General features: G+C 62.7%; 11 protein-coding genes and 1 tRNA gene. 8 read left to right on the top strand and 4 right to left on the bottom strand.

Going from position 1 to position 17,721, the window contains the following annotated elements:
• Window positions 1–13 precede the first annotated feature (13 nt).
• The 8 genes from AC1D1Y_RS00760 (at window position 14) to AC1D1Y_RS00795 (ending at window position 11,452) form a co-directional block, all read left to right on the top strand.
• Entirely contained in the window at window positions 14–790 is a 777-nt protein-coding gene (locus AC1D1Y_RS00760; RefSeq protein WP_477680649.1) for a hypothetical protein, read from the top strand.
• A gap of 31 nt (window positions 791–821) precedes the next feature.
• Window positions 822–1,409 (top strand): GNAT family N-acetyltransferase, encoded by a 588-nt coding sequence (locus AC1D1Y_RS00765; RefSeq protein ID WP_477680650.1) that lies wholly within the window; start codon window positions 822–824, stop codon window positions 1,407–1,409.
• 25 nt (window positions 1,410–1,434) lie between these two features.
• Window positions 1,435–2,649: a vWA domain-containing protein gene (locus AC1D1Y_RS00770; protein ID WP_477680651.1), complete on the top strand. Its 1,215-nt coding sequence runs from the start codon at window positions 1,435–1,437 to the stop codon at window positions 2,647–2,649.
• A 114-nt stretch (window positions 2,650–2,763) separates the two neighbouring features.
• Entirely contained in the window at window positions 2,764–4,704 is a 1,941-nt protein-coding gene (locus AC1D1Y_RS00775) for an autotransporter assembly complex protein TamA (RefSeq protein WP_477680652.1), read from the top strand.
• Complete coding sequence (locus AC1D1Y_RS00780; protein ID WP_477680653.1) at window positions 4,704–8,663, top strand: translocation/assembly module TamB domain-containing protein; 3,960 nt, start codon at window positions 4,704–4,706, stop codon at window positions 8,661–8,663. Before AC1D1Y_RS00775 ends, AC1D1Y_RS00780 begins: the two co-directional genes overlap by 1 nt.
• Before the next feature lie 67 nt (window positions 8,664–8,730).
• Window positions 8,731–8,805, top strand: a tRNA-Arg gene (locus tag AC1D1Y_RS00785).
• A gap of 332 nt (window positions 8,806–9,137) precedes the next feature.
• Window positions 9,138–10,178 carry an nSTAND3 domain-containing NTPase gene (locus AC1D1Y_RS00790; protein ID WP_477680654.1) on the top strand — a complete coding sequence of 347 codons (1,041 nt, stop codon included), beginning with the start codon at window positions 9,138–9,140 and terminating at the stop codon, window positions 10,176–10,178.
• A 53-nt stretch (window positions 10,179–10,231) separates the two neighbouring features.
• Window positions 10,232–11,452, top strand: coding sequence for a siphovirus Gp157 family protein (locus AC1D1Y_RS00795; protein ID WP_477680655.1), 1,221 nt, complete (start codon window positions 10,232–10,234; stop codon window positions 11,450–11,452).
• 118 nt (window positions 11,453–11,570) lie between these two features.
• On the opposite strand, the gene AC1D1Y_RS00800 is transcribed toward AC1D1Y_RS00795, so the two are convergent.
• The 4 genes from AC1D1Y_RS00800 to AC1D1Y_RS00815 form a co-directional block, all read right to left on the bottom strand.
• The gene (locus AC1D1Y_RS00800; RefSeq protein ID WP_477680656.1) at window positions 11,571–12,500 is read right to left on the bottom strand and encodes a hypothetical protein; all 930 of its coding nucleotides are present in this window, start codon (window positions 12,498–12,500) and stop codon (window positions 11,571–11,573) included.
• Window positions 12,501–12,801: 301 nt separating this feature from the next.
• Entirely contained in the window at window positions 12,802–13,017 is a 216-nt protein-coding gene (locus tag AC1D1Y_RS00805; protein ID WP_477680657.1) for a hypothetical protein, read from the bottom strand.
• Between the two features lie 314 nt (window positions 13,018–13,331).
• On the bottom strand, window positions 13,332–13,820 hold the full coding sequence (locus tag AC1D1Y_RS00810; RefSeq protein ID WP_477680658.1) for a hypothetical protein: 489 nt from the start codon (window positions 13,818–13,820) through the stop codon (window positions 13,332–13,334).
• Window positions 13,796–17,701, bottom strand: a complete 3,906-nt coding sequence (locus AC1D1Y_RS00815; protein ID WP_477680659.1) for an RHS repeat-associated core domain-containing protein — start codon at window positions 17,699–17,701, stop codon at window positions 13,796–13,798. The genes AC1D1Y_RS00810 and AC1D1Y_RS00815 overlap by 25 nt, the downstream gene beginning before the upstream one ends.
• Window positions 17,702–17,721 lie beyond the last annotated feature (20 nt).

Consider the following 17,721-nt stretch of genomic DNA (forward strand, 5'->3'; position numbering starts at 1 on the left):
CCGGAAGACGCCCATGCAGCACTCAACAGCACCCGTCCGCCGCGCGGCCTTGCACGGCAGTTGCCTGGCCGCATTGCTGGCCCTGGCACTGCTCCCCGCCCCATCACATGCCTTCTGGGGCGCCCTCGGCAAGCTCGGCTCCGCTGCCGGAAAAGGCACAGCCGCCGCCGGTGCTGCCGGCAAAGGCGCGGCCGGCGCAGCGGGTGTGGCCGGCGCCGTCGAGGTGACGCAGGGCGCCAATGCGGCGGCGAAGGCAGGCAAGGCCGCCGGCGCGGTGGAGCTGGGCGCGGGCGATGCGGCAGCCGCGGCCGGCGCCGCCGAACGCAATGCGGCGGCCGGCGCGATGAGCGCCGACGAACTGTCGCGCGCCTCAGGTCTCGGCAAAGCCGTGCCCGACGAAGTCGCCGCCATGCTGACGGCGCCCGGCCGAAAGCTCAGCGATGTGCCTGACGCCGGCACACGCTCCTGGCTGTCGCTCCCGCGCAAGCAGCTGACGGCCACGGATGCCGACCTGATGGTCCATGACTACGTGAAGCTGCTGGAAGGCCGGCCCGCCGCCGGGCCGCCGAGCCGGCGCGCCAAGGTCTCCCTCGAATCCGAGAAGGCCGCCGCCGCGCGGCCGGTACCGCCGCATCGCCCGGCGGCGGACGTTCCCTGGCATGCCGTGGAGCTGCTGGTGCGCGCGGCCCATGCTGGCCACGCCGGCGCCAGGAACGAACTCAACAAACTGTGCCGGGACAATCCGCGCGGCCAGGCCGCCGCGGCCTGTGCCAGGCTGCAGTCCACGTGAACACACTGCCCAACAGGAAAAGGATTGCAGGATGGCCTTCGTAGAACCCGTCACTCTTACGGCGCGCGGCGTCAAGCTGGTGCCCCTTGCGCTCGACCACGAAGCCGGCCTCCAGGCCGCGGCCGCCGACGGCGAACTCTGGAAGTTGCGCATCACCTCCGTGCCCGAGCCGCATGAAACCCGCGGCTACATCGAGACCGCGCTGGCCACCGCCAACCGCTTCGCCTTCGCGGTCACCGACGCGGCCAGCGGCGAGGTGCTGGGCTCCACGAGTTACCACGACATCGTGCCCAACCTCAAGCGCGTCGAGATCGGCTACACCTGGTACGCCGCGCGCTGCCAGCGCACCCACGTCAACACCACCTGCAAGCTGCTGATGCTCACGCATGCTTTCGACACCCTGGGCTGCAACATCGTGGGCTGGCGCACCGACAACTTCAATTTCGCCTCGCAGCGCGCCATCGAACGCCTGGGTGCACGCAAGGACGGCGTGCTGCGCGGCCATGCGCTGCGCCGCGACGGCACCATACGCGACACCGTGATGTACAGCCTGGCCGCCGGCGAATGGCCGGAAGTCAAGGCACAGCTGCTCTACCTGCTGGACAAACCCCGAACCTGAAGCGCTTGCCGCCAAGGAGTCCTCCATGCTCATCGATTTCTTCTACACCCTGCGCTCGGCCAAGCTGCCGGTCTCCGTCAAGGAATACCTGATGCTGCTCGAAGCGCTGCAGGCCGGCGTGGTCGGCCCGAACAGCGACAAGCTCGAGGCCCATGCGGGCGAAGGCGCCTGGAAGATCGACGACTTCTATTACCTGAGCCGCACGGTGCTCGTGAAGGACGAAAAAAACTACGACAAGTTCGACCGCGCCTTCGCCGCCTACTTCAAGGGCGTCGAGATGCTGGCCGACTTCACCAAGGACATCCCGCTCGAATGGCTGCGCAAAAACCTCGAGCTCGAACTGAGCCCCGAGGAAAAGGCCAAGATCGAAAAAATGGGCTGGGACGAGCTCATGGAAACGCTCAAAAAGCGTTTTGAGGAACAGAAGGAACGCCACGAAGGCGGCAGCAAATGGATAGGCACGGGCGGCACCTCGCCCTTCGGCGCCAACGGCTTCAACCCCCAGGGCATACGCATAGGCCAGGAAAAAAGCCGCAACAAGAGCGCCGTGAAAGTCTGGGACCAGCGCGCCTACAAGGACTACGACGACACCCAGGAACTCGGCACGCGCAACATCAAGGTCGCGCTGCGCCGCCTGCGCAAGTTCGCGCGCCAGGGCAATGTCGAGGAGCTGGACCTCGACGACACCATACGCTCCACCGCCGCCAATGCCGGCTGGCTGGACATCAAGATGGTGCCCGAGCGCCACAACAAYGTGAAGGTGCTGCTGCTGATGGACGTGGGCGGCACCATGGACGAGCACATCCACCGCGTCGAAGAAATGTTCTCGGCCGTGAAAGCCGAGTTCAAGCACCTCGAGTTTTATTACTTCCACAACTGCGTCTACGACTTCATGTGGAAGAACAACCGCCGCCGCTTCAGCGAGAAATTCCCGACCTGGGACATCATCCGCAAGTACAACAAGGACTACAAACTCATCTTCGTCGGCGACGCGACCATGAGCCCCTATGAGATTTTGCAGCCTGGCGGCAGCGTGGAATACAACAACGAGGAAGCCGGCGCCGARTGGMTGCAGCGCCTGACCARCRCCTTCCCCAAGTTCGCCTGGATCAACCCCGAGCCGCAAGGCGTCTGGCAATACCGGCAAAGCATCGCCGTGATCCAGCAACTGGTGAACCAGCGCATGTTCCCCCTCACCATCAAGGGGCTTGAGGAAGCGATGCGCCTGCTGTCCAAATAAACAAGCGCCCACCTCCTACGCGGGCACGCGGAGGTGCTCAAGTAAACTGCCCCCGTGACCCCTCCCAGCACCCACAGTTTCCAGTGCGCACGGACGGCCACCCCGGCAGGACTGATGACAGCCAGCGCCGGCCTCATCCCTGCCCTCGCCCTCTTTGCGGCCCTGCTGGCGCCCCCGGCCGGCGCGCAGACGGCTGCGCCCATGGACAGCAGCACGGCGCCGCCCTCAGGCGTCACCCAGACCGCGCCCGCCCCGCCCCCGCCCCCTGAAAAAGTCACACCCGAACCCACGCCCCAAGGCGCCACCGGCCCGACCAGCGCCCAGCCCGAGGTCACCGCCTTCGACATCGCGGTGCGCGCGCCGCAGCCCGTCAAAGGCCTGCTCGAAAAACACCTCGAGCTGCAGCGCTACCGCGCCGTCACCGACCTCGACGAGGCCGAACTCGCGCGGCTGATCGTGCTGGCCGAACGCAATGTGCGCAACCTGGTCGGCACGCTGGGCTATTTCAGCCCCACCATCACCATCACACGCGAGGGCGGCACCGTCGCCTCCGGCCAGCGGCCCACCATCGTGGTGGCCGTGGAACCGGGCCAGGCCACCACCATAGGCACCGTGGCCATCGATTTCGCGGGCGACATCGCCGAGTCGCCGGACCGCGACGCGCAAGCCCAGCGCGCCGGCATCCAGCGCGACTGGCGCCTGTCCGTGGGCCAGCGCTTCACGCAGGACGCCTGGGACAGCGCCAAGACGCAGGCCCTGCGCGACCTGGTGGCGCGCCGCTATCCCGCCGGCAAGCTGGCCGGCAGTCTGGCCGACGTGGACGCGCCCGAACACAGCGCGGCCCTGAGCCTCAAGCTCGACTCCGGCCCGCTGTACCGCCTGGGCCCGATGCAGGTCACCGGCGTCGAACGCTACGACCCGGTGCTGGTGCCGCGCCTGGCGCGCCTGACCACCGGCGCGCCCTATGACCAGTACCAGCTGATCGAGGCGCAGCAGCGCCTGGCCGCCAGCGGCTACTTCGATTCGGCCTACATCTTTGTCGACCCCGAAAGCGACCCCAACGCCGCGCCGGTTCAGGTGCAGGTGCGCGAGGCCAAGCTGCAAAAAATCATCCTCGGCGTGGGTGTCACCACCGACAGCGGCCCGCGCGCCTCGGTCGAGCACACGCACCTGCGCGTGCCCGGCACCAACTGGCGCGCCGTCACCAAGCTGCAGCTTGAAAAGAAAGCCCCCTTCGCGCAGACCGAATGGACCTCCATTCCCGATGAATCCAACTGGCGCTGGGTGGCACTGGCGCGCGCCGAGCGCGTCGACGACAACGAACTCGTCACACGCTCCGGCCGCCTGCGCTTCGGCCGCACCCAGGCCGGCGACCGCATAGACCGCAACGTCTACCTGCAGTACGACAGGGCCAGCGTCAGCGGCAGCGGCCAGATCAACAGCTCCGCCGCCGACGTCGGCGACGGCTCCGCCCTCACCGCCAACTACGTCTGGACCGGGCGCTACTTCGACAGCCTGATCGCCCCCAACAAAGGCTACGGCCTGGGCTTTGAGCTGGGCGCCGGCAGCACCATGGGCTCACAGCACCTGCCCCTGGGCCGCGCCGTGGGCCGCTGGCTCGGCATCGTGCCGCTGGAGCGCGGCCGCATCGCGCTGCGCGCCGAAGGCGGCGCCGTCATCGCCAAAGACTCGGCCCGCATTCCCGGCACCCTGCTGTTCCGCACCGGCGGCGACACCACGGTGCGCGGTTACGGCTACCGCGACATCGGCATCAAGCTCAACAACGGCGTCATAGCCCCCGGCCGCTACCTGGCCGTCGGCAGCGTCGAATACCAGCGCCCCATGCTGAAAGACGGCCGGCCCAGCGAGTGGGAGAACACCTTTTTCATCGACGCCGGCGCCGTCGCCGACAACCCCAAAGACATGAAACCCTCCGTCGGCATCGGCACCGGTGTGCGCTGGCGCAGCCCCATAGGCCCGCTGCAGATCGACCTGGCCTACGGCGTCAAACCCAAGCAGCTGCGCCTGCACGTCAGCGTGGGATTTGTTTTCTGATGGACACGCCTACCCAACCCAGTGCTTCCACACCAGCAGCGGCACCGTCACGCCCGCCGCGCCGCTGGCTGCGCGCCACGGCCTGGACCGCGGCCGGTGTCGCCGCGCTAGCCGTCACCATCACAGGCGGCGCCTGGTGGTGGGCCGGCACCGACGGCTCGCTGGCCACCGCGCTGGCCTGGATCGCCCGCTCGCAGCCCCTGAGCGCCGAACGCGTCACCGGTTCGCTGCGCGGCGGTGGCCACATCGACCAGCTGGTCTGGCAGCAGGACGGCCTGCGTGTGGACGTGCGCGACCTCACCCTGGCCTGGCAGCCCTGGTCGCTGCTGCACGGCACGCTCAAGGTCAATCGCCTGGCCGCCGCCAGCGTGCAGGTCGACGACCAGCGCCCGCCCTCCACCACACCCTCGGTGCCGCCTTCGGCGCTGGGCCTGCCGCTGCCGGTGCTGCTCGAAGGCTTCTCCGTCGGCCGGCTGCAATGGACCGGCGGCGCGGCGTTCTCCGCTTCCAGCATCAGCGGCCACTACGCCTTCAACGGCCTGTCGCACCAGCTCGAATTGCTCAGCGCGCAGTTCGCGCAAGGCCGTTACAGCGGCAAAGCCTCGCTGTCTTCGCGCGGCGCGCTGCAACTGGACGCCAGCCTCAACGGCGCGCTCGATGCGCCCCTGCCAGGCGGCAAGGCCACCGTGCCATTGGCCTTCAAGGCCACGGCCAAGGGCCCGCTCACCGAGCTGCTGCTCAAGGCCGATTTGCAGATGCAAACGCCGCCACGCAAAGGCCAGCCGCAACCGCAAGCCAGCGCCACGGCCCGCGTCATGCCCTGGGCCCCGCAGCCGCTGCCGCAAGCCGACGCGAACTTCCGCGACCTCGATGTCGCCGCCTTCTGGCCCGAAGGCCCCTTCACCCAACTGACAGGCAGCGCCAGCGTGCGGCCGGCCGACAGCGCCCCTGTGTCATCCGCTTCCGCCTGGGGCTTGCAACTGCAGCTCGCCAATGCCCAGCCCGGCCCCTGGGACCAGCACAAACTCCCGCTGGAGCGGCTCGAGGGCCAGGGCGAATGGCGCGGCGGCGCGGCCCTGGTGCGCACGCTCAAGGCCAGGCTGGGCGGCGGCGAGTTGCTGGCCAGCGGTGAATGGGCCGATACACCGGCCACCTCCACAGCGCCAAAGACCCCCGCCTGGAAACTGCAAGCCAGCCTGCAACAGGTCAACCCCGCCCTGCTGCACAGCCAGCTCGCGCCGCTGCCGCTGGACGGCAAGGCCCAGGCCCACAGCCAGGGGGCAGCCATTGCCTTTGACGCGAACCTGCAGGCCGCGCGCAACGATGCCAACGCGAAGAACAACCCCCTGGGCGCGCTGCGCCTGCGCGACGCCAGCGCCACCGGCAGCTGGAACGCCGAGCAGGCCGGCGGCACCTTGCTGCTCTCGGCCCTGCGCGTGCGCAGCGACGATGCCGAACTGAACGGCCAGCTCGAAGCCCAGCCCGCCGCGCAAGGCGGCAAAGGCAAACTCACGCTCACCGCCCCCGGACTCGATGCGCAAGTACAGGGTGAGCTGCGCCCCGCCAGCGGCAAAGGCGACTTGAGCCTGCGCGGCCGCGACATGGCGCAGGCCCTGCGCTGGCTGCAAAAGCTGCCCGGCATGCCAGCCTCACTCAAATCCGCCTCGGCCGCCGGCAGCGCCGAGCTGCAGGCCAGCTGGCAAGGCGGCTGGCAAGACCCGGCCCTGCAGGCGCGGCTGGACCTGCCTTCGATGGACTGGCGCATGGCGGCGCCAACGCCCACCGCTGCAACAACAAGCACAACAACAACCTCCACGGCAGATACCGAACTGGTCAAGATCCGCGCCTTCCAGGCCACCCTCTCGGGCCGCCTGAGCCAGGCGCAGCTCAACACCCAGGGCCGCGTCGAGGCCGGCGCGCGCCGCTACACCCTGCAGCTCGCAGCCGAAGGCGGGCGCGGCGCCGCATCACGCCACACGCCGCTGGCCGAATCAGCCTGGCAAGGCCTGCTCCAGCAACTCAGCCTCAGCGTGCAAGACCCCGCACTCGGCACAGGCGCCTGGCAGCTCAAGACACGCGCGGCCGTCCCGCTCAAATGGACGCCCTCACGCAACGGCGGCGCATTTGAAAGCGGCGCCGGCGAAGCGCTGCTGGCCGCGCCGGCTTCCGGTGCTTCAGGCACCGCCGCACCTTCGCAAGCCACACTGGCCTGGCAGCCCGTGCGCTGGCGGCCGGGCCGCGAACTCGTCACCGCCGGCAAGCTCAGCGGCCTGCCCCTGGCCTGGATAGAACTCTTCGCCGGCCCGCAAATGGCCGGCGCCGGCCTGGGCGGCACCCTGCTGCTCGACGGCGAGTGGGACGCCACGCTGGGCGACACGCTGCGCCTCAAGGCCAGCCTGGCGCGCAGCAGCGGCGACATCACCGTGCAGGCCGAAACCGCGCAAGGCACCTCAGCGCGCGTGGCGGCCGGCGTCAAGGAAGCACGGCTCTCGCTGCAAAGCGAAGGCGAGGCCGTCACGCTGGCGCTGCGCTGGGACAGCGAACGCGCCGGCACCGCCGACGGCCAGCTGCGCACACGCCTGGCGCGCGCACCCGCCACGGCCGGCGGCGGCTGGCTCTGGCCCGCCGACGCGCCCCTGGCCGGCCAGCTGCGCGCGCAATTGCCACGCATAGGCGTGTGGTCGGTGCTCGCGCCCCCGGGCTGGCGGCTGCGCGGCTCGCTGGGCGCCGACGTCGCCATCAGCGGCACACGCGCCGCGCCGCAACTGGCCGGCGACCTGCAGGCCGACGACCTGGCCCTGCGCTCCGTGGTCGACGGCATCGAGTTCGGCAACGGCAAGCTTCGCGCCAAACTCGACGGCACCCGCATGCGCATCAATGAGTTCACGCTGCAGGGCGCCGGCGACAAGGGCACGGGCGGCGTCCTCACGGCCCAGGGCGAGGCCGGCTGGGTCGAAGGCAAACCGCAGGTGCAGCTCAGCGCCAAGCTCGAACGCCTGCGCGCCAGCATACGCACCGACCGCCAGCTCACGGTCTCGGGCGAGGTGCAGGCCGGCCTCAAGGGCCAGCAGAGCGAACTCACCGGCAAGCTGGTGGTCGACCAGGCCCGCATCATCCTGCCCGACGAAGGCACACCGCAGCTAGGCGACGACGTGGTGGTGCGCAGCACACGCGGCGCGGCGGCCGGCCAGAAGGCGCCGGCCCAGGCCGGCAGCGACACCGCCGACCGCGACGCGCGTCCCGTCAAGCTCGCCGTCGAGCTCGACCTGGGCCGCGACTTCCGCATCCAGGGCAAGGGCATAGACACCCGCGTGCGCGGCACCCTGGCCCTGAGCGGCGACAGCCTGCGCGACCCCCACCTCAACGGCACCATCAACACCGCGGGCGGCCAGTACCGCGCCTACGGCCAGCGCCTGGACGTGGAGCAAGGCATGCTGCGTTTCACCGGCGCCATCGACAACCCCACGCTCGATATCCTGGCGATACGCCCCAACCTCACGCAGCGCGTCGGCGTGCAGATCACCGGCACCGCCCTACTGCCCCGCGTGCGCCTCTACGCCCAGCCCGAACTGCCCGACGCCGAAAAACTCTCCTGGCTGGTGGTGGGGCGATCTTCCGCCTCCGGCGGCGCCGAAGCCGCCCTGCTGCAGCAAGCCGCCCTCGCCCTGCTCGGCAGCAAAGGTGGCGGCGGCATGTCCGGCGGCCTGGCCGCCTCGCTGGGACTCGATGAACTTTCGTACCGAGGCGCCTCCAGCAACACCGACGGCAGCACCACCGAAAGCGCCCTGACCCTGGGCAAGCGCTTTTCACGCAACTTCTATGCGGCGTATGAACGCACGATCTCGGGCGCGCTCGGCACGCTCTATGTGTTCTACGACCTGTCGCAGCGCTTCACGGTACGCGCCCAGGCCGGCCAGCAAAGTGCGGTGGATTTGATCTTCACAGTGCCTTACGACTGAGGCCCCATCCCGGGCGAAAGGGCGGCGTTCGCCACCGAATACAATCACGGCTCTCTCCAAGAGAAGTGCGGCCATAGTTCAATGGATAGAACGGCCCCCTCCTAAGGGGCAGATAGGGGTTCGATTCCCTTTGGCCGCACCAAGACCTTGCTTCAGATCTTTTCAAGGCAGCCCACAACCCGCATGCTCATTGCATGGCGGGTTTTTTTACCTCATCTCAATCAAGTCAATACCAACCAATTGTTGGTATTGACTCGCCTTGTGCGAAGTAGCGCCTATGTGGGTCGAGCTTGAATGGAAAATTACGAGTCCAACCGGTACCCTATGTCGACGGAATTTCAACAACTTTCCCTCTTCAACCTTAAGGTTCGGGTTACTCTAGAGCGGTGAATCGGTGATTAATCATGCATCGCTACCTGTAGCTAGATCAAAATACAGCGCGGAACATCAACTCGCGTGAGAAAGACGGCCAGCATGCCCATATGCAATTTCGATGTGCTTTCACCGCACGACTTCGAAAAGCTAACGCGAGACCTCCTACAAGCCGAATGGGGAGTCGCAATAGAGGCTTTTCGCAACGGACGTGATGGTGGAATTGATCTGCGCTACGCGTCGACTGCCGACTCGCAGGCCATTGTGCAATGCAAGCACTTCGCGAAATCTGGATTTCTCAAGTTACTTGCTCACCTCCGAGATCGGGAATTACCCAAGGTGGTCAAACTCAACCCTGCTCGATATCTGGTCGCAACTACTGTCCGGTTAAGTCCAGGCAATAAGGACTCGATATTGGAGGCTATGCACCCCTTCATACAGTCACCCTCCGATATCCTCGGAGGTGACGATCTTGAAGGCCTCTTGGCCCGGCATCCTCAAGTGGAACGGGCGAACTTCAAGCTTTGGCTCACGAGCACCACAGTACTCGAAAACGTACTACATAACGCCGAACGCTGTCAGACCGACTTTCAAGTTAGCCGTGTGCAGCGCAAATTGCCGCTGTTCGTCCAAAGCGCAGCTTTCGATCAGGCTAAAGAGATGTTGGAAGCAAGTAGCACTTTGATCATTTCAGGTCCACCGGGAATAGGTAAAACGACTCTCGCAGAAATGCTGCTGTACGTGCACTTGAGTATGGGCTATGAGCCCGTGGTTATCGCATCTGAGGTCAAAGAAGGCAAGAGACTGTTTAGGCAAAATGACAAACAAGTTTTTTATTTTGATGACTTCCTCGGTCAAACTTTTCTTGGAGACTCGCGCGACTATCTCGGTGGAAACCAGGATCAAGCAATAGTAGATTTCATGGAAATGATCCGGAACTCAAAGAAATCCCGGTTCATTCTTACTACGCGTGAGCATATTCTTCGGAACGCCGTACGCCTCTCGGAGCGGTTAAGCCATAGTCACGTAATGGACGAGCGCATTGTCTTAGCCATGTCCGAATACTCATTCGGTCATCGCGCTCGAATGCTCTATAACCATGTGTATTCAGTGACTTACCTCATTCACACAGACAGCAGATAACAGCTGATGGATTCTTCCTCAAGATCATTAGACATCGGCATTTCAGTCCTCGATTGATCGAATGGCTAACCAGCTTTACTCGCGTCCGATCAATACCAGCGGAAGGCTATCAGCAATACATATCTGAACTTTTAGAAGATCTCAAACAACTGTGGGAGCACGCATTCCGAAATCAGATATCGGAAGCGGCTAAGTCTGCCATTTTGTGCCTCTACACGGTCGGTGATTGGCGCGACCAAGTAGACTTTGAGCCTGAATTCTTGGCATTGCACACAGCACGGGCTCGGAAGTACAACTTTAAGATGAGTGCTACTGACTTTCGAGATGCACTAACTGAATTAGACGGCGCTTTCCTCACGTTTTCTCACGGGCGAGTGAGCTTCTTAAACCCTTCTGTAAAAGAGTATGCAGCCGGTGTGATTGCCTCACAGGTACAGACTGTAGAAGACCTAATGGTCGCCGCCATACGCTTAAGGCAATTAGCTGAGCTTTGGAAATTATCAAGGGCTCGACCGCAGAGTGATCTTTCTCAGCTCCTAATGAGAAATCTTGCAGGCTTTATCTTACGGGTCAATAGCTTGCAGGCTGCCCCGATTTATCGATGGGATACGCGACCGGACGGTCGACCACTTGCATTCATTATTGACCTCTCCAACGCGGACAGACTTTCATTCATTGCCGAGTGCTGTGAACGTGAGAAACGGCTGGAAATAATTCAAAACCTTGCTTCGATGACTGAACACACATTAGGTGAATTCAAGCGTTCATATATCGGGGTCTGGTCGACGATTCGATTATTAATAGAGCTTTCTGATCTACCGTGGTTCCTAGCTCATGGCGGATTGGCCGTGAGGAGGGAAATTACGGATTGCCTGCTCGCTGCAGCGAAAGAAGCGGGGGCGGAGGACTGGGTTGAGCTACATGATGCGGTGAGCAAGCTCGATTACCTTACCGATGCCGATAGAGCAACATTAGCGGCATTTTTTCAAGACTACTCGACGCTGGGTCTCAAGCAGGAACTACTGGATTGCACTGATATCGAAGAAAAAAAGACCCTCGCTAACGCGCTCGAAGCTTTGGATGGAAAAGTCGAAAACAAATTTACAGAAATGATCCAAAAACTTCAGCAACAGATTGAGGAAGCAGAAGAGGACAAGGATCGACTGAAGAGTGGAGCCGGTGATCAACCGGCTACCGCGCGCCATTCTGTTCAGGATGATGCACTCACTCAAGATCAGGTACGGGAGATGTTCCAAGCACTTATTTCCCCATAGGGACGCGGCTAAAACACCTGGGATACGAATCTCGCGAGACTTAAAACTCGCATCGCTCTCGCGAATAAACTGGCAACCTTTAGATCGAGATGCGGAGAAGTTACTGCCAACGCACAGACTACTTAGGTTCTCGTAGCTGCTTCAAAATATCGGCCTTCGTGACCTCTGGCAACTTATTCTCATCCAGTACAAAGTCAAAGTTGATATTCGTCACGCCCGTGCTGTGGCTCCACGCACGCATAAAGTCCTCATCTTCACTAAAAATCTGAAATCGACACTCGCTAGCAGGCACACCGTTTGCCACTTTGAGAGCAGATATCACGTTGTTGATAGAAATCTGGATCAGCTGCAGAAGAAGAATGTCGCGCTCCAGCGACCAATTGACTGAGGTTCTCCGAGAACGAAGGTGGCGTCCCCCGTGTCCCTTCAACTTCTCAATCTTGTAGAACATAGAGCCGAACTGAGATCCCCCCAACACGTTGATGGCGGACTCCGGCGCGGGAACGCCCGTGGTCTCCTCAAGCCCAACCGCCAATGTGAAACCACCCGAGCGAGTTCGAAAGCCATGTTTTATCGCGTTGTACTCATGATTCACCACTTCGTCTTGCACTTCGTCGGCAAGGGCAGCCCACGCCATTCCAAAGCCAGAGATGTTGTGTTTATGCTTTTCGGTTCCCGGTTGGCAGCTCTGTAAAACGGCCGCTGACACATCCGCCCAGCTCAAAATCGGTTTTCCCCATTTGGTTATCAATGAGTCATCGCCATCGCTGATCCGTGATACCACTTTTCGCAATTCTTCGGTCCTGCACTGTGCTATCCACGCATATGGGCAGTCAGGGGCCTGAACGAATGCGCCTAGGAGGGAGAACAGCGTCTCGGTCCCGTGGTGCAGAGCAACACGAATCGCGACAGATGCGCGCTTTTCGTCCTCTGTCTCCATGTGGGCCTGGAGAACATATGAAAAAAACTCGGAGTCTAAGCCAGCAAGGAAGTCACGCGTGCGTTCAGAAACATCGATTTCCCAGAGGCAGTATGGCTCGTCACCCACGGCGAAAATTGTTGGTTTCATCAACGTTAATGGTACGCCCTCAAATTGAGTTCAGGCACCTTTGTAGAGCAGATGATCAAGCTCTTTGCGCGCCGCCTGGTTCAGAATTGACGGGCACTCCATCTCAATCTCCCTGGCCCGCCGCACCTTCAACGGTTCATCTGCGACTCAATGTACATGGCTTGGACTCTTCAGAGCATGAAGAACCTTCGCGCGCCGGCCGTTTCGATAAAGAACAGTTCGATTCCGTGAATGGCCCCAACCCAACCACGGCACAAGCCCAGACAACTTGCCACTTTCCTCAAATAGCCGAATGCAAATAATTAACCATGGTGATGAAATCAAACACCGGCAGGCCTGACCGGCGCCGGATCGCTTCCGAATAAGGAGGCAGGTCGGTGCATTCCAGGACAAAAGCCCGGATGCCGGAATGCTTCTGAAGCGCGCCAAGCGCCGTGCCCAAAACTTCCTGCTCGATGACATCCAGGTCGATCTCGGCCTGCGGTTCGGCGAACATCCTGTTCCACTCCGGACACTGCTCCAAGCCCAGGATATGCAAGCCGTCAATGCTTCGCCGCCGCGATCAACGAAAGTACATTCGAGCGCTAAATCTGACCGCCCTCGTCTTCAGTCCAAAGGTCAAATCGATTTGGCCGCATTGAAGAATGAATTGCAAAAAGGTGAGCCGACTGCGCTGGAACAGCTTTTCGGCAGACCTCGTAAGCCAACTTGTTGGAATCCAGCTCACCGTTGCGAAGTCTGGCTTCCAGCACGGCCCAGACACCGGAACGGCAGGGCGCGCGGGCTGTACTTGCGTCTTGAATGCAAGCACTACGCCGACGACTTACCCGCGGCTTCGTTTATGGATTTCAGTACGGGTTCCGTGCGCGCGTGAAAATCTCCGTAAATGGATTCACTGGCGCCAAAGGCCTGTTGATTTTTTACGACAAACCTTACTGCACTGGTCAGCAGAGTCAAATTGGAAACCAGCAATTCCGGATCGGCTTCCGCTCTGGAAGTCAGCACGCTGATAAAGCTATCGGCAACCGCCCACGCGGGAGAATCACCATAGACACCCTCCAGTACGAATTCGCAAAATCCTTCGAAGTAGTAGATGAAGGGAAGTGCCGGCATAAATCGAACGTCTTGCGCGCGAGCAAGCACATCCTCCGCAAAAAGCTTTTTGGTGTCCTGCTTGGAAAGCCCGTGAAATTTCTTGTATGCATCTCTGGCATCAAAATCGCCAGCCAGATCGCCCCAGTCTTTTTCAGAGGGTACTTCTCGGGTAGAACTAATCATTTGGGGCAGTTCTTTTTGCATTCTTTGTACTCTTCAAAGTATTTCAGCCAGTTTCTGGTTTTATTCGCAATATCACCGGCATGTCTACCTGGATTCCAGCGCTCATCCCAATCAGACATTGCTTGCGCGCATATCAGGTTCCTGTTTGCCTCATTGAGAAGATCTTGACACTTGTCACCCGTCGGAATCTTCTTGTCTTCGCACTTGGATTTGTACCAGTCATGCTCTGCCTGAGCTTGTTTCTCCTCTGCCGGTGAGCGCACAGGTTTACTCGGTGTCGGAACAACCGGAGGAGCCAGGGGATTTGGATGCAGCGTATCGAAAATCTTACCTCCAACGGTATCCCCGACAATGCGCTCGAATAGGTGATTGATCACAAGCCCCCCGGCGACTCCGACAACAGCCCCGACGGCTCCTGCCCCAGCGATTGCTGCCGCGGGAATTGCTACCGCGCCTCCGCTACCGGCCGCAGCAGCTATGGCTGCGGCCGCAACCTGTGCTGCTGCCGGGGCAGCTTGTTGGAAGCCTTGCGGGTCGAAAAGAAGACCACTCGGGTCTATTTCGCTGATTGGGTTGCCGCCAACGTAGCCATAGGTATTGATGCCACCTCCAAGTCCAATCGGGTCGGACTGCATATAGCGCCCAATGCGAGGGTTGTACTCCCGGTTCCAGTTCTGGAAGAGTCCGCTCTCTGAATCAAACACCTGCCCCGGCAGTCGCTGGTTGTATGTGAAGGCTCCCAGGCTGCTCGGATTCTGGTCCGGCGCCGTCGCGCCAAAGGGCTCCGCCATATCCCAGCGCCAGGCAATCGCTTCATCACTCTGCCGCGTGATCACTCTGGGTGCACCGAGCTGATCCGCCCAGACGTTGTACAGGCTGATGGCAACGTCGCTGGTTGCCGCCATGCCCGTCTGCTTGATCACCCCGACCGGCGTGCCCAGGTAGATGGTTTCGTAGAGCGGTGTTCCGCTGGCATCGTACTCACCGAGCAGCTGGCCCGACTCGTCATAGACATAGTAAGCCGCACCGGTAGGCACCAGCGCCGTCGGCCCGCTCTTGCTCATCCTCAACTCGAGGGCGCTGTAGCTGTAAGCAACCACGCCACCGGCATTGGTCATCGTCGCCAGCCTGCCGCGGTCGCTGTAGCTATAGGTGTTGGTGCCGTCACTCGTGATGTTGCCGGCCGCATCGTGCTGCACCGTGGCCGTACCGGTGGCGTCCTGGGTCTGGTCCAGCCGGTTGCTGGTGGCCGAGATGGCGTTGGCGTAGCTGGTTCCACTGATGACCTTGGCCGTGCGATTGCCGGTGGCGTCGTAGCTGTACTGCACCGCACTGCTACCCAGGGCGCCGCCGGTCAGGCGGTTCAGGTTGTCATAACCAAAATTCTGGTCCAGCGCAGGAACCGGGACTCCGTTGCTGGTGTGCGTGTAACCGGTGATACGCCCTGCACTGTCGCGAATGATGGTGCGGCGGACACCCGTGCTTGTCGGGTCTCCTAGGTTGTAGGCGCTGATCCGGCCGTTGCTGTCATAGGCAATCGCCTGGGTCTTGGTACTGGCCCATGTCCAGCCCGTGAGTTTGCTCTCGGCGTTGGTGGTGACACCCGACAGCAGCGGGAGACTGGATGCCGTGTTGGTGCCCACGCCGTTCGCGTTGGGCGGATTGACCGTGACGCTGTTAACCATGCCTTGGACGTCGTAGCTGTAGTTGACACGAGCGCCGCTGGGGTAGGTGATGGCGGTCACCTTGTCCATGGCGCCCCCCGTATTGCCCCAGGTATAGCCGACGGTGAAGGTCTTGCCGCCCAGGGTCTGTGCCTTCGATACCTTGCGCCCCAGGCTGTCATACGTATAGACGGTTTCGCTCGAGGCGTCGGTGATCCTGGTCAGCTTGCCAATGGCGGCGGGTAGGGGTGTTGCGCCACCGTCGTATTCGAGCGTGCTGGGTGTGCCTGTGGAATAGCTGATGCTGGTCACGCGGTTGAGGCCGTCATACGCGTACTGGGTGAGCTTGCCCCGGGCATCGGTTTTGGTCAGCAGATTGCCGACGGGGTCGTAGCTGTACTGGCTGGCGCCGGTGTCAGGGCTGGTTTGCGCCGTGACATCGCCCACGCTGTTGGGGCTGTAGGTGGTCGCGAGGTTGCGAGGGTCGTTGACCTGGGTCAGGTCGTCGCGGGCGTTGTAGGCAAAACCCACGGTGGTCGGGGTGGACGCGCCGATGTTCGCGGGCTGCTGGGTCTGGATCGGCCGGCCCAGGCCATCGTAGTAGGTGTAGCTGGCCAGGCCATTGGGGTCAAGCACGGTGGTGCGCCGGCCCATGGCGTCATAGCCGTACTGCCAGGTCAGGGTGCCGCTATTGATGGCGACCATCACCGGGCCGGAGGTGGAGGGGTCGTTGTTGGTGTCGCCTGCGTAGTCGGCGCTCAGGGTGTGGCTGCCCAGGGCCAGGGCGTTGGTGCTGAAGGTGGCGACGCCGGCGGCCAGGCTTGCGGTGCCCAGCGTGGCGGCGCCGTCCTTGAAGGTGACGTTGCCGGTGGGGGCGGCGCCGCTGACGCTGGCGGTCAGGACAATGCTCTGCCCGAGCGGGGCGACGCCGAGGCTGCTCGAAAGCCCCACGCTGGTGGGTCTGGGCGCCGGGTTCACTGCCTGGATGAGCGCATCGGATGTCGCGGCGCTGTTGAGGGCGTTGCCGGAATACACCGCCGTGATGCTGCGGCTGCCGGAGGCCAAGGTGCTGATGCTGAAGGTGGCCGTACGCGTGTCGCCGGTGCCGTCCAGCACGACCGTGCCTAGGGTTGCCGTGCCATCCTTGAAGGCGACCTCGCCCGTGGGATTGTTGCCGGTGACGGTGGCGACAAAGCTCACGGCCGCCCCGGCGGCGGACGGGTTGACGCTGGAAGCCAGCGCAATGCCGGACGTGGTTTTGTTGATCGTCTGGACAAGCACATCGGATGTCGCGGCGTTGTTCAGGGAGTTGCCGGCATACACGGCCGTGATGCTGCGGCTGCCGGCGACCAGGGCACTGGTGGTAAAGCTGGCGCTGCGGGTATTGCCTTCGCCGCTCAGGGCAACCGTGCCTTTGGTCGCCGTGCCATCCTTGAAGGCGACATTGCCCGTGGGGTTGTTGCCGGTGACGGTGGCGGTGAAGGTCACGGCTGCGCCGACAGCGGACGGGTTGGCGCTGGAAGCCAGCGCAATGCCGGGCGTGGCTTTGTTGACCGTCTGGACAAGCACGTCGGATGTCGCGGCGTTGTTCAGGGCGTTGCCGGCATACACGGCCGTCATGCTATGGCTGCCGGCGACCAGGGAACTGGTGCTAAAGCTGGCGCTGCGGGTATTGCCCGCGCCGCTCAGGGCAACCGTGCCTTTGGTCACCGTGCCGTCCTTGAAGGTGACAGTGCCTGTGGGATTGTTGCCGGTGACGGTGGCGGTGAAGGTCACAGGCTCGCCGAGGACGGCTGATGCCGCGCTGGACACCAGGGTGTTCGTCGGGCTGGTTTTGTTGATGATCTGGCCCAGCACGGCTGAAGTGCTAACGAGGTTGAGCGCATCACCGCCGTACACGGCCGTGATGTTTTTGGTGCCTGCCGTGGTGAAAGTGGCGGTGTAGCCGGCCGTGCGGCTGTCACCTCCACCCGCCAGAGCGGCCACACCCAGGATAGCGCCGTCGGTCTTGAAGGTGACCATGCCACCGGGGTTGCTGCCGCTGACCGTGGCGGTGAAGGTCACGGGGTCGCCCACAAGCACCGGATTGGCACTGGCCGCCAAGGAGGTATTGGTGCTGACAGTAGGTGTGGCCCAGCCGGGCGCTGCCGCCGCAAGCAGCGCCAGGGCGCATGTCCATGCGGCAAAGCTCTTGCCGAACGCCTTGCCTATCAAACTTTTGTTTGTTGCTGTTTTCAATTGCTCGCTCCCGGTACTGT

It is taken from the genome of Polaromonas sp. P1_G1, assembly GCF_056405595.1.

Bases quoted from the DNA above. Each gene is read 5' to 3' on its own strand.
- AC1D1Y_RS00760 (WP_477680649.1), top strand. From the start codon at position 14: ATGCAGCACTCAACAGCACCCGTCCGCCGCGCGGCCTTGCACGGCAGT.
- AC1D1Y_RS00765 (WP_477680650.1), top strand. From the start codon at position 822: ATGGCCTTCGTAGAACCCGTCACTCTTACGGCGCGCGGCGTCAAGCTG.
- AC1D1Y_RS00775 (WP_477680652.1), top strand. From the start codon at position 2,764: ATGACAGCCAGCGCCGGCCTCATCCCTGCCCTCGCCCTCTTTGCGGCC.
- AC1D1Y_RS00805 (WP_477680657.1), bottom strand. From the start codon at position 13,017: ATGTTCGCCGAACCGCAGGCCGAGATCGACCTGGATGTCATCGAGCAG.
- AC1D1Y_RS00780 (WP_477680653.1), top strand. From the start codon at position 4,704: ATGGACACGCCTACCCAACCCAGTGCTTCCACACCAGCAGCGGCACCG.
- AC1D1Y_RS00810 (WP_477680658.1), bottom strand. From the start codon at position 13,820: ATGCAAAAAGAACTGCCCCAAATGATTAGTTCTACCCGAGAAGTACCC.
- AC1D1Y_RS00790 (WP_477680654.1), top strand. From the start codon at position 9,138: ATGCCCATATGCAATTTCGATGTGCTTTCACCGCACGACTTCGAAAAG.